General features: G+C 60.1%; 11 protein-coding genes and 1 tRNA gene. 8 read left to right on the top strand and 4 right to left on the bottom strand.

What is annotated here, in order from left to right; genetic code table 11:
* The first annotated feature begins 58 nt into the window (after positions 1–58).
* On the top strand, positions 59–247 hold the full coding sequence (locus ACOQFT_RS22490) for a hypothetical protein (RefSeq protein ID WP_421600045.1): 189 nt from the start codon (positions 59–61) through the stop codon (positions 245–247).
* A gap of 1 nt (position 248) precedes the next feature.
* Here ACOQFT_RS22490 and ACOQFT_RS22485 read toward each other — a convergent pair whose 3' ends face one another.
* Both ACOQFT_RS22485 and ACOQFT_RS22480 read right to left on the bottom strand, forming a co-directional pair.
* On the bottom strand, positions 249–965 hold the full coding sequence (locus tag ACOQFT_RS22485; RefSeq protein WP_421600044.1) for an RlmE family RNA methyltransferase: 717 nt from the start codon (positions 963–965) through the stop codon (positions 249–251).
* Positions 965–2,077 (bottom strand): Ppx/GppA phosphatase family protein, encoded by a 1,113-nt coding sequence (locus tag ACOQFT_RS22480; RefSeq protein ID WP_421600043.1) that lies wholly within the window; start codon positions 2,075–2,077, stop codon positions 965–967. The genes ACOQFT_RS22485 and ACOQFT_RS22480 overlap by 1 nt, the downstream gene beginning before the upstream one ends.
* Positions 2,078–2,319: 242 nt before the next feature.
* Between ACOQFT_RS22480 and ACOQFT_RS22475 the strand changes: the two genes are divergently transcribed.
* The 5 genes from ACOQFT_RS22475 (at position 2,320) to ACOQFT_RS22455 (ending at position 5,726) form a co-directional block, all read left to right on the top strand.
* Complete coding sequence (locus ACOQFT_RS22475; RefSeq protein ID WP_421600042.1) at positions 2,320–2,616, top strand: virulence factor; 297 nt, start codon at positions 2,320–2,322, stop codon at positions 2,614–2,616.
* Positions 2,617–2,642: 26 nt separating this feature from the next.
* Complete coding sequence (locus ACOQFT_RS22470; RefSeq protein ID WP_421600041.1) at positions 2,643–3,569, top strand: methylenetetrahydrofolate reductase; 927 nt, start codon at positions 2,643–2,645, stop codon at positions 3,567–3,569.
* 9 nt (positions 3,570–3,578) lie between these two features.
* On the top strand, positions 3,579–4,634 hold the full coding sequence (locus ACOQFT_RS22465) for a methyltetrahydrofolate cobalamin methyltransferase (RefSeq protein WP_421600040.1): 1,056 nt from the start codon (positions 3,579–3,581) through the stop codon (positions 4,632–4,634).
* A 126-nt stretch (positions 4,635–4,760) separates the two neighbouring features.
* Complete coding sequence (locus tag ACOQFT_RS22460) at positions 4,761–5,588, top strand: polyphosphate kinase 2 family protein (protein ID WP_421600039.1); 828 nt, start codon at positions 4,761–4,763, stop codon at positions 5,586–5,588.
* A gap of 64 nt (positions 5,589–5,652) precedes the next feature.
* Positions 5,653–5,726 (top strand) — tRNA-Gly (locus ACOQFT_RS22455).
* 1 nt (position 5,727) lies between these two features.
* Here ACOQFT_RS22455 and ACOQFT_RS22450 read toward each other — a convergent pair.
* Together ACOQFT_RS22450 and ACOQFT_RS22445 are read right to left on the bottom strand one after the other, a co-directional pair.
* Complete coding sequence (locus ACOQFT_RS22450; protein WP_421600038.1) at positions 5,728–6,585, bottom strand: class I SAM-dependent methyltransferase; 858 nt, start codon at positions 6,583–6,585, stop codon at positions 5,728–5,730.
* A 22-nt stretch (positions 6,586–6,607) separates the two neighbouring features.
* Positions 6,608–8,650, bottom strand: coding sequence for an ASKHA domain-containing protein (locus ACOQFT_RS22445; RefSeq protein WP_421600037.1), 2,043 nt, complete (start codon positions 8,648–8,650; stop codon positions 6,608–6,610).
* 216 nt (positions 8,651–8,866) lie between these two features.
* Here ACOQFT_RS22445 and guaB point away from each other — a divergent pair, with 216 nt between their 5' ends.
* Positions 8,867–10,315, top strand: coding sequence for an IMP dehydrogenase (guaB, locus tag ACOQFT_RS22440; protein ID WP_421600036.1), 1,449 nt, complete (start codon positions 8,867–8,869; stop codon positions 10,313–10,315).
* Positions 10,316–10,408: 93 nt separating this feature from the next.
* Positions 10,409–11,566, top strand: coding sequence for an RsmB/NOP family class I SAM-dependent RNA methyltransferase (locus ACOQFT_RS22435; protein ID WP_421600035.1), 1,158 nt, complete (start codon positions 10,409–10,411; stop codon positions 11,564–11,566).
* Positions 11,567–11,616: the final 50 nt, after the last annotated feature.

The following is an 11,616-nucleotide window of genomic DNA, read 5'->3' as shown; positions in this document are numbered from 1 at the left end:
CAAATTTGGGCGTTAACCATGAGCAGTGCAGAAACCCTGCCATGCCCATAGGTGATCCATGCCGGATAAGCCGGTCCATACATCTCAGTTGCAAAACCCTGTGTCCCCGGACCAAAGGGTCGCTGATCTGCAGGCCAGAAAACCGGAATACATCGACCACGGTCAGGCGCTGTTGTTGCAAAAAACCGCTGCCGCGTCCCTGCGCGAACAGTTTCTGACCTGTGACCGATTCTGGATCAAGGATTAGGTCAGCCCCTGAACCCTGTGGCGACCACAAATTTCTCGGAACTGTCGGAGCGGGACGCAGGCGGTTTGACGTTGGCCACCTTGTCGAATTTCTGCTTCAACAGCTTTTGCAGATCGCCCTCGGCGCCTCCGGCCAGAACCTTGGCGACAAAGGTGCCGCCTACTTCCAGAACGTCAAAGGCGAAATAGGCCGCTGTTTCGCACAAGGCCATGATCCGCAAATGGTCGGTCTGTTTATGCCCCGATGAGGCCGCCGCCATGTCGGACATGACCACGTCGGCTTTACCGCCCAACCAGTCTTTGACCTTCACATCGGCGTCGTCTTCCATGAAGTCCAGCACATGCGCTTCGGCACCGGCGACGGGTTCCACCTCTTGCAGGTCCACACCCAGAACCGTGCCGACCCGTTTGCCCGACTTCTCACCCAGAGCATTGACGCGTTTGACGGCCACCTGCAGCCAGCCACCCGGCGCACAGCCCAGATCAACCACCCGCGCACCGGGAACGAGGAAGCGGAATTTATCGTCCAGTTCCAGTATCTTAAATGCCGCGCGCCCGCGGTACCCTTCGACCTGCGCACGTTTCACATAAGGGTCATTCAACTGCCGCTCAAGCCAGCGGGTCGAGCTGAGCTTGCGCCCGCGCGCTGTCTTGACCTTGACCTTCAGGTCGCGTTGTCCACGGCCTGAATTGTTTTTTCCACTCGGTGTCTTCGCCATCAGAACGGTCCGTCTTCCAATACCCCGTCCGCGCTCATCTGCGCATAAAGCAGACCTTCGCGCAGCCCCCGGTCCGCCACGGAGAGGCGGTCGGTGGGCCAGCAGCGGAGCAATGCCTGCAAAATGGCTGAGCCGGACATGATCAGGGCCTGCCGGTCATCGCCGATCCGCGGATCGCGCCGCCGCCCCAGTGGGCCGAGTTCTAAGTATCCTCGTATGACTTTGTCAATCTGATCGCTGGTCATACGCAGACCGTCCACTTTGGTCCGGTCATAGCGTTTCAGCCCCAGATGCGAGGCGGCAACGGTCGTCACGGTGCCGCTGGTGCCCACGATCTGAAATCCTTCGCGGGCCTGTTCGTCCTTGTAGGGGGCGAAATCAGCCAGGTTTTCTTCGAAAAACCAGCTCATCAGCGCAAACCGGGCCGAGTCGTCCTCGACATCGTGGAACTGATCGCGCAGCGTGGCGACGCCCAGCGGTACGCTGATCCAGTCCACCACCTTGGCTGCGGGAAAGGGGCTCTCGGCGGTGTGAAACCCGTTGTGCAGACGCATGATCGCGGCGGGGCGGTCACGGCGCGGCACCGATGAGATGTCGATCCACACCAACTCGGTCGAGCCACCGCCGATATCGACGACCAGCAATTGTTCGGTCTTGGTCGACACCAGCGGCGCGCAAGAGATCACGGCCAGACGCGCCTCTTCCTCGGGCTGGATGATCTCAAGCGTCAGTCCGGTTTCGCGCCTCACCTGCCGGATGAAATCGCGTGAGTTCTTCGCGCGCCGACAGGCCTCGGTTGCGACCAGCCGCATCCGTCTGACCTTGTTGCGTTTCAGCTTTTGCTGACAGATGCGCAGCGCCTGAATGGTACGCGCCATCGAGGACCGCGACAGCCGTCCGGTCCGTTCCAGACCCGCGCCCAACTGCACGGATTTGGAGAAGCTGTCCACCACATGAAACCCGCTGCCCTTGGGCTGGGCTATCAACATGCGGCAGCTATTTGTTCCCAGATCCAGCGCCGCATATAACGCATCTGGATCGGGTATTGCCGGCGCGGGGCTTTCGACCGCCTTCGGGAACGCGCCCGCACCTTTGGGACGCTTGGGCGCCATCTTAAACGCCCTCCGATTTTCGAGTTACCCTGACCATAGGTCGGGCAATTGTTTCGTGCAAGACGCTCATTAAAGTGATGAGTATTTTGATGTGCGCGTTTGCGTTAGAATTCAGTACAAGCCCTGTATCCCGTCGTGGGCAAAAAAGGTCGCTTGAAATACGCCTTGTGTCGAAAACCGACCGACCTGAGCCCGTATAGAAGTTTAGAAACTGCCCATCTGGTTAGGAGGAATCAAAGGCAATGCCTGACGTCACCATCGTATATTGGCGCGACATTCCCGCCCAAGTTATCGTCGGAAAAGGCCGTCGTGGCGCAAAGCGGCAGTTGGAGGAGCGGTTCGAACAAGCCATCGACCGTGCTGCCATGAAGGTGAACGCCAAGGACAGTGATGCCTACCTGGCCGAATGGCGCAAAGCTGACCCTTTCGTGGTTGAGGGCGACCCGTCCGAGATTGCAGAAGCCGAAGCCGTGCGTCTGGAAACTGAATACGATCAGGACCGCATCAAGGCGCTGATCGCAAATGACGGTTGGGCATGAGCCCGAAATCTTTATGGGAGGCCGCTATGGCTTTGCTGAACTTCAAGAAACGTGATGCGGCCGAAAAGGCCCCGGTGAACCCAACTGTCGAAGCCTTCCTGCAGGGTTATTCGATCGAGGTGATGCCGCGCACCGCCGAAAAGGTCGAGGATTTCCGGGCGCTGCTTCCCGAAGGCACTCGCGTCTACATCGCCCATATCGAGGGCACCCCGATCGAGGACATGGTCAACACCGCCAAGCGGATCGCGGCCGAGGGCTATCCGGTCATGCCGCACTTCCCGGCACGGATCATCAAGGATGCCGCCACCCTGGAGAACTGGATCTCGATGTATCAGGGCGAAGCAGGCGTTGATCAGGCACTGCTGCTGGCTGGTGGTGTTGCAAAGCCGCACGGTGATTTCGACAGCTCGATGCAGTTGCTGGAAAGCGGTCTGTTCGACAAGGCGGGCTTCAAGCGTCTGCACGTTGCCGGTCACCCCGAGGGGAACAAGGACATCGATCCGGACGGTTCGACCAAAAATGTTGACGACGCGCTGCGCTGGAAACAGAAATTCTCGGAAACCACCGATGCGGAAATGGCGCTGGCGACCCAGTTCGCGTTTGACGCCAAGCCGATCATCGCATGGGCAGACGGTCTGAAAGAAGCGGGCGTCGATCTGCCGATCCATATCGGTATCGCGGGCCCGGCCAAGCTGCAGACCCTGATCAAATTCGCTATCGCCTGTGGTGTTGGCCCGTCGCTGAAAGTTCTGCAGAAACGCGCCATGGACGTGTCCAAGCTGCTGCTGCCTTACGAGCCGACCGATGTTCTGACTGAACTGGCCAACCACAAGGCGGCCAACCCGGACTTCAACATCACCAACGTGCATTTCTTCCCTCTTGGCGGTATCAAGACCAACGCCAATTGGGCAATCAATAACGGCGGCGCCTCGGCAAAGCCTGTAAACTCCTAAGGAACGGACATGACCCGTACAGTCGTAGAATCAAAAACAAAAACAGCCGTTCTGGGCTTTGACGAACCGTTCTGCGTGATCGGTGAGCGGATTAACCCCACGGGCCGCAAGAAACTGGCCGCTGAACTGGAAGCAGGCGATTTCTCGACCGTCGAGAAAGACGCCATCGCGCAGGTCGCTGCAGGCGCGACCGTCCTGGATATCAACGCGGGCGTTGTCTACAACTCGAACCCCAACCCGAACGAGACCGAGCCGCCGCTGATGACCAAGATCGTCGAGCTGGTTCAGGGTCTGGTCGACGTGCCGCTGTGCATCGACAGCTCGGTTCCGGGTGCTCTGGAAGCCGGTCTTGAGGCGGCGGAAGGCCGTCCGCTGCTGAACTCGGTCACCGGTGAAGAAGAGCGTCTGGAACTGGTTCTGCCGCTGGTTAAAAAATACAACGTTCCTGTTGTGGCGATCTCGAACGACGACACCGGGATTTCCGAAGACCCCGATGTGCGGTTTGACGTGGCCAAGAAGATCGTGGAACGCGCCGCCGACTTCGGTATCCCCGCCCATGACATCGTGGTTGACCCGCTGGTGATGCCGATTGGTGCGATGGCAACGGCTGGCCAGCAAGTGTTTGCTCTGGTCCGTCGTCTGCGCGAGGAACTGGGCGTGAACACCACCTGTGGTGCGTCCAACATCTCGTTCGGTCTGCCAAACCGCCACGGCATCAACAACGCCTTCCTGCCGATGGCAATGGGCGCTGGCATGACTTCGGCGATTATGAACCCGGTGGCCCTGCCAGTTGGTCCCAAGAAACTGGCAGAAAAGAAGGCTGAAGTTGAAGCAAAAGGCATCGTTCTGCCTGCGGATATGGATGATGAAACCTTCTGCCAGCTGTTCGGTCTGGGCTCGACCCTGCCGCGCGCAGGCAAGGAAATGGAAGCCATCCGTGCGGCCAACCTGCTGACCAACAATGACCCGCATGGTGGTGCGTGGATCAAGTTCAACAAATCGCCGGAAGAGATCGCCGGTGCCGCAGGCGGTCGTCGCGGCGGTGGCCGTCGCCGTCGCGCTTGATTTCAGCAACAGTATGATCAAAGGCCGGGCATCGCGTCCGGCCTTTTTCGTTTGACCCTGATCAATGCCCGGTATCGACCGGCTTGCGACAATGGTACGACCCCCGCAACAAAATCAGGTGTTTTCATGAGCAAGCATTACCCACCGAAACTGGCGGATGTCGACCTGAGCAAGCGCCTGAGCAAGAGGGAATATTTCGAAGAACTCGTCAATCTTCAGGCGCAACTTGCGTTGATCCAACAGGCGTTCCTGTTTCATGGCGTGAAAGGCGTGCTTGTTTTTGAGGGCTGGGACGCAGCAGGCAAGGGCGGCACGATCCGCCGGATCAGTCAGGCGCTGGACCCGCGCAGTTTCAAGGTCTGGCCGATTGGCGCACCACGCAACTACTACCTGAATCGCCACTACCTGCTGCGGTTCTGGGAAAGACTGCCGCCCGAAGGTGCCATCTCGGCCTTCGACCGCAGCTGGTACGGCCGCGTTCTGGTCGAGCGGCTTGAAAAGCTCACACCGGAAGAGCGTTGGCGGGCCGGGTATCGCGAAATCAACGATTTCGAACGAATGCTGGCCGATGACGGCACCCGGATCGTAAAACTGTTTTTCCACATCTCTCCGGACGAACAGATGGCGCGTTTCACGGAGCGCCTGCGCAACCCGATGAAACGGTGGAAACTGACCTATGAGGATTTCCGTAACCGCGAACGCTGGGCAGAGGCAGAAGTGGCTGTGGAAGAGATGCTGGCGCGAACCTCGACCGAAATTGCGCCTTGGCATGTCATTCCAGCAAATAACAAGAAATACGCAAGAATAAGCGCGATGCGCGCGATTGTTGATGCATTCTCCAAGGACATCGACCTGAGCCCGCAGCATCTGGACAGGCGAACCCTTGATGCAGCTTGCGAAGCGCTGGACGTGGACCAGTCCCTGATCGACAGCCTGCGCGCCCGGACAGAGTAATTGCCGAACACCCGGGAAAGGCGCTTGAAGTCGCTCGGCGGGCGGTGCTATCCAGCGCTACGCGGCGGGTATGATGTAATGGTAGCCTGTCAGCTTCCCAAGCTGAACGCGCGGGTTCGATTCCCGCTACCCGCTCCAGTCACTCGGATCGACGGGCCTGAAACAGGTTGATGACCGCAGGAATGTGGGGTTTCGTTCCGTTTTGCAGGTGCTGAAACTCGGTCGTGACGTCTTTCTGAATGGCCTGCACGTCCCGCTCATCCCCGTCAAAATATGCAATGACCCGAGCAGCCGGTCCGACGCGTGTACACAGCGCGGCTGTACCCTCAACGCCGTTGACGCCTTGTAGTTTCACAGGGACTGCCTCGGCTTTTACATCTGACAACCCGGCCTGAACCATCATTCCTGTGACGTGGTCAAGGTCATGGAACGCAAGGGGGCCGGGCGCATAGCGGTCCACGCGCGGAGGATGCCCCAATCGTTTGACGGCGGCAATATGGGGAACCCGAAACCAGGGGTTCACGTCCAGAGGGGCCCAAGCTGCGAAAGTCATCTGTGCGCCGGGCTTTAACGCTTTGGCAATATTGGCAAAAGCGGCGACGGAATCGCTGAAGAACATTACGCCGAACCGTGAGATCGCGGCATCCATGAGATCGGGTTCAAACGCAAAGGTCTGTGCATCGGCATACTGGAACTGAATGTTGTCCAGCCCGTTTTCCAAAGCGCGCGCTGTGGCCCGATCCAGAAAGGGTTGAGAGATATCGGCGGCCAGTACCTGCCCATCCGGCCCGACACGGCGGGCCGCGGCAAGGGTGCTGACACCCGTGCCGCAACCGATATCCAAAACTTTCATTCCCGCAGACAACTCAGCCCGGTTCAGAACCAGATTCAGAACAGGCGCAAAGGCATGGTCCAGCTGATCTTCGTAGGTCAACCATTTGGTGCCGTTTTCAGATTGACCCCAGTATTCGGCCTGTTCTTCGTTTGCTGACGTCATTTTGCCCCCATGGTTGGGGTGATTATGACCTCCTGCGGCGACGGCGGCCAGACTTTTCCGCATCTCCGCCAGTGTTGAACGACGGCGCGGGAAGGGTGACTACCTGCGCCAGTTCCGGGAACGGATCGGTTTTGTGCGGAATCGCGTTGGCGGCGACGAAATGATCCTGGAACTTGGGCTCGATGGCGGTTTCAACCTTGGTGATCTCACGCACGACGCGTTCAATCTCGGTCCGGGCACCGATGTTGCACAGCGCGATCCGTGCACCGGTGCCGGCGGCGTTGCCGGCGCTGGAGACCTTATTCAGCGGTGCGTCCGGGATCATGCCCAGCACCATCGCGTGTTTGGTCGAGATATGGGCGCCGAACGCCCCGGCCAGAACGACGCGGTCGACCTTGTCGACCTCCATCACGTCCATCAGCAGGCGGGCACCGGCGTAAAGCGCGGATTTGGCCAACTGAATGGCGCGGATATCGCCTTGGGTTACGGTGATGCGCGGGCCGCCCTCGGCGCCGGCGTCGTGGATCAGATAGGCGTGGGTGCGGCCCTCGGGCACACAGCGCACGGTTCCGGTTTGCGCCGCCGAGCCGATCAGGCCGCTTTCATCCAACAGACCGGCAATGCGCATTTCGGCCACCGCCTCGATTATGCCCGAGCCACAAATGCCGGTGATGCCGGTGGTGGCGACGTCCTGATCGAACCCTTCCTCGTCGGACCATTTGTCGGACCCGATGACGCGGAAACGGGGTTCCTTGGTCACAGGATCAATCTCGATCCGCTCAATCGCACCGGGTGCCGCACGTTGACCGGAACTGATCTGAGCCCCCTCGAACGCGGGACCTGTGGGCGAGGAACATGCCAGGACGCGGATGGTGTTGCCCAGCAGAATCTCGGCGTTGGTGCCAACATCGACGATCAGCACAAGGTCTTCGGATTTTCCGGGCTCTTCGGACAGGGCCACGGCCGCGCAGTCGGCACCGACATGGCCCGCGATACAGGGCAGGATATAGACCTGCGCGCGTGGGTTCATATTCGTCAAGTCCATCTCGCGCGCGGGCAGGGACATGCTTTCGGACGTGGCCAGCGCAAACGGTGCCTGGCCCAGTTCAACCGGGTCCAGACCCAGCAGCAGATGGTGCATCACCGGGTTACAGACGAACACGGTTTCGACGATCAGGTCCGCATCAATCCCGGCCTCTTCCGCGATCGAGGTTGTCAGGTCATTAATCGCCTCACGCACGGCTTTCGTCATCTCCTGGTCACCACCGGGGTTCATCATCGAGTATGACACGCGGCTCATCAGGTCTTCTCCAAAGCGGATCTGCGGGTTCATCAGGCCCGAGGACGCCTTGACCTCGCCGGTTTCCAGGTCGGTCAGATGGGCCGCGATGGTGGTCGAGCCGAGGTCGATGGCCAGACCATACAGTCCACTTTCGTGCAGGCCGGGCCAGATTTCGACGATGCGGCCAACGGTGTCGTTGTGGCCCCGGTGGACGGCCACGGTGACCTCCCATTTACCTTTGCGTAAAACCGGCTGCAGCTTGGACATCAGCGACAGGTCGGCGGTGACGGCCTCGATGTTCCATTGCTGGCGCAGGGCGCGCTCCAGCCGCTCAAGATCACCCGTGGGCGAGTGCATGTCGGGCTCTTCCACCACGACAAAGTACAGCCGTGTCGCCGGGTCCATGATGATCGCACGCGCGCTTGCGGCCTTGCGAACGACCTGACGGTGCACCTGGCTTTCCGGTGGAACGTCGATCACGATGTCACCCTGTACGGTGGCCTGACACCCCAGGCGGCGGCCCGGTTTCAGCCCACGTTTGTCATCATAGCGCTGCTCGACTGCGTTCCAATCGCTCAGCGCGCCCTCGGATACAGTCACGCCGTGCTTGGGAAACTCGCCATAGCTGGGGGTGATCTGGCATTTCGAACAGATCCCGCGCCCGCCGCAAACCGAATCCAGATCGACGCCCAATTGCCGGGCGGCGGTCAGAACCGGAGTGCCAACGGGGAAATGCCCGCGTTTGCCCGAGGGAGTAAAGACAACAAGGGGTTCGGTGGTCATAGCTGGCCTGCCTTTTGTATTCGCGCGTATGCCGGGCAAGATATGGGTTTGTGCGCAAAGGGAAAGGGCATTCAGCGGCACGTTTTGTGCGGGTTGCGTCTTTTTTTATTGCGGTAACGGCCCGCAGGGGAAACTAGTTGAGCTCTGGGGCTTTTCCTTAGGTGAAATCCATGTAATAGGGTCACCGTCAAACGGGCTTTTGCATGGGGTTAGCAGATGCAGATTCGTGAGGCACTTACCTTTGACGATGTTCTTTTGGTTCCGGCGTCCTCGTCGGTGCTGCCGGCGACGGCGGATACAAGCACGCGCGTGACGCGGGCGATAACCATGAACATCCCGTTGCTGAGCTCGGCAATGGACACGGTGACTGAGGCGCGCATGGCCATCGCTATGGCCCAGGCCGGGGGCATCGGCGTCATCCACAAGAACCTGTCGGTGGAAGAACAGTCGCGTGAAGTACGGCGGGTGAAACGGTTCGAATCGGGCATCGTCTACAACCCGGTCACGCTGCGCGCGGATCAGACGCTGGCGGACGCCAAGGCTTTGGTCGATCGCTACAACTTCACCGGTTTCCCCGTGGTCGACGAGGCGGGCCGCGTGGTTGGTATCGTCACCAACCGGGACATGCGCTTTGCGACCTCGGACGATCAGCCGATCCGCGCGATGATGACCACTGACAATCTGGCCATGTTGCAGGAACCGGCCGATCTGGAAGAGGCCAAGAGCCTGATGAAAGCCCGCCGGATTGAAAAGCTGCTGGTGGTTGATGGTTCGGGCAAGCTGACCGGTCTGTTGACGCTAAAAGATACAGAACAGGCCGTATTGAACCCGACCGCCTGCAAGGACCCGCTGGGCCGTCTGCGTGTGGCGGCGGCGACCTCGGTCGGCGATGCCGGGTTTGAGCGGTCCGAGCAGTTGGTGGATTCCGGAGCCGATATCATTGTCGTTGATACCGCGCATGGTCACTCTCAGGGCGTTCTGGACGCAGTGAAGCGGGTTAAAACACTGTCGAATGAAGTACAGATCATCGCCGGGAACGTCGCAACAGGCGATGCCACCAAGGCGCTGATCGATGCAGGTGCTGATGCTATCAAGGTTGGCATTGGGCCGGGCTCGATCTGTACCACGCGGATGGTTGCCGGTGTCGGCGTACCTCAGCTGACCGCGATCATGGATTGCGCGTCGGCCGCCGGAGATGTGCCGGTGATCGCAGACGGCGGTATCAAGTTCTCGGGCGATTTCGCCAAGGCGATCGCGGCGGGAGCGTCCTGTGCGATGGTTGGCTCGATGATCGCGGGCACCGATGAAAGCCCGGGCGAGGTGATCCTGTACCAGGGCCGTTCCTTCAAATCCTATCGTGGCATGGGCAGCCTGGGCGCGATGGCGCGCGGCTCGGCTGATCGCTACTTCCAGAAGGACGCGGCCAATGACAAGCTGGTGCCCGAAGGGATCGAGGGGCAGGTGCCCTACAAGGGTTCGGCCAGCGCCGTAGTGCACCAGTTGGTCGGCGGTCTGCGCGCGGCGATGGGCTACACCGGCTGTGCAACGGTCGAAGAAATGCGCAGGAACTGCAACTTCGTCAAAATCACCGGCGCAGGCCTGAAGGAAAGCCACGTGCATGACGTGCAGATCACCCGTGAAAGCCCGAACTACCGGGTGATGTAACCTCGGTGTTCAACGTTCACGGCGCCCGCAGCAGGGCGCCGTTTTGTATTGGTGGCTTTGGCAGCAGTCACTTCAACAGCTTCGGAAGACAGTATGACACCGGCCGCGCGCATTCAGGCTTCGATTGAAATCCTTGATGAGATTCTTGCAGGCGCACCTGTCGAGAAATCTCTGACCAACTGGGCGCGTCGCAGCCGGTTTGCCGGGTCCAAGGATCGGGCTGCGGTCCGCGATCATGTGTTTGCAGCATTGCGGTGCAAGCGATCCTTCGCAGCGCTCGGAGGGGCCGAGACCGGGCGTGGTCTGATGATCGGCGCCGTGCGTAAAAACGGTGAGCCGTTGGAGGATCTGTTCTCGGGCGCCCGCCACGCGCCAGAGGTGTTGGCCGGCACTGAGGTCGGACGCGATTTCGCCTCTGAGGCTGAACAGTATGACATCCCCGATTGGCTCTGGCCCCGGTTCGAAACCTCGTTGGGGGATCAGACGGTTTCGGTCGCGCAGTCCCTGCGAAAACGGGCGCCGGTGCATTTGCGGGTCAATCTGATCAAGACGGATGTCCCCACCGCAATCGCTGCACTGGCCGCCGAGGGGATCAACGCCGCCGCGTCTTCGGCCTGCGAAACGGCGTTGGAAGTCACCAAGGGCGCGCGCAAGATTGCGCAAAGCCGGGCCTATGCGGACGGGTTGGTCGAGCTTCAGGACGCGGCCAGTCAGGCGGTTGTCGCGGCGTTGGACCTGCGTCCGGGAATGCGCGTGCTGGACTATTGCGCGGGCGGCGGGGGAAAGTCTCTGGCCCTGGCCGCGCAAAAAGGGGTTTCGGTGTTTGCCCATGATGTGAATTCGGCACGGATGCGGGATCTTCCGGTGCGGGCGGAACGGGCTGGCGTGCGGGTGAAGATTCTGAGTACGGATGACATCCCGCAACAGGCCCCGTTCGATGTCATCCTCGCGGACGCGCCGTGTTCGGGCAGCGGGTCGTGGCGGCGGGCTCCGGCGGGGAAATGGGCGCTGACCGAAAGCCGTTTGCAAGAGCTGACGGGTATTCAGGCCTCTATTCTGGAAAAGCTGGCGCCGATGATCGCGCCCGGTGGCGTTCTGGCCTATGCGACCTGTTCGATGCTGGACGCCGAGAACGGTGATGTTGTCGATGGCTTCCTTCGAAATCATCGGGATTGGTCCGAGGTATTTCGGAAAACGTGGCTTGTCTCCCACGATACGGACGGTTTCTTTACGTCACACTTGACGCGATAGCGCGCCAGATCATAGCAACCAAGAGGAGAGTTCCCGGTTTTTATTAAGCG

The sequence above is a fragment of the Ruegeria sp. MALMAid1280 genome (genome assembly GCF_049195285.1).
Lineage (GTDB): Bacteria > Pseudomonadota > Alphaproteobacteria > Rhodobacterales > Rhodobacteraceae > Ruegeria.
This window is presented reverse-complemented; position numbering and strand designations above follow the sequence as displayed.

What these genes read in the sequence shown, in the direction of transcription:
- ACOQFT_RS22470 (WP_421600041.1), top strand. Translation starts at nt 2,643, where the DNA reads ATGGCTTTGCTGAACTTCAAGAAACGTGATGCGGCCGAAAAGGCCCCG.
- ACOQFT_RS22490 (WP_421600045.1), top strand. Translation starts at nt 59, where the DNA reads ATGCCGGATAAGCCGGTCCATACATCTCAGTTGCAAAACCCTGTGTCC.
- guaB (WP_421600036.1), top strand. Translation starts at nt 8,867, where the DNA reads ATGCAGATTCGTGAGGCACTTACCTTTGACGATGTTCTTTTGGTTCCG.
- ACOQFT_RS22480 (WP_421600043.1), bottom strand. Translation starts at nt 2,077, where the DNA reads ATGGCGCCCAAGCGTCCCAAAGGTGCGGGCGCGTTCCCGAAGGCGGTC.
- ACOQFT_RS22450 (WP_421600038.1), bottom strand. Translation starts at nt 6,585, where the DNA reads ATGACGTCAGCAAACGAAGAACAGGCCGAATACTGGGGTCAATCTGAA.
- ACOQFT_RS22475 (WP_421600042.1), top strand. Translation starts at nt 2,320, where the DNA reads ATGCCTGACGTCACCATCGTATATTGGCGCGACATTCCCGCCCAAGTT.
- ACOQFT_RS22485 (WP_421600044.1), bottom strand. Translation starts at nt 965, where the DNA reads ATGGCGAAGACACCGAGTGGAAAAAACAATTCAGGCCGTGGACAACGC.
- ACOQFT_RS22460 (WP_421600039.1), top strand. Translation starts at nt 4,761, where the DNA reads ATGAGCAAGCATTACCCACCGAAACTGGCGGATGTCGACCTGAGCAAG.
- ACOQFT_RS22465 (WP_421600040.1), top strand. Translation starts at nt 3,579, where the DNA reads ATGACCCGTACAGTCGTAGAATCAAAAACAAAAACAGCCGTTCTGGGC.
- ACOQFT_RS22435 (WP_421600035.1), top strand. Translation starts at nt 10,409, where the DNA reads ATGACACCGGCCGCGCGCATTCAGGCTTCGATTGAAATCCTTGATGAG.
- ACOQFT_RS22445 (WP_421600037.1), bottom strand. Translation starts at nt 8,650, where the DNA reads ATGACCACCGAACCCCTTGTTGTCTTTACTCCCTCGGGCAAACGCGGG.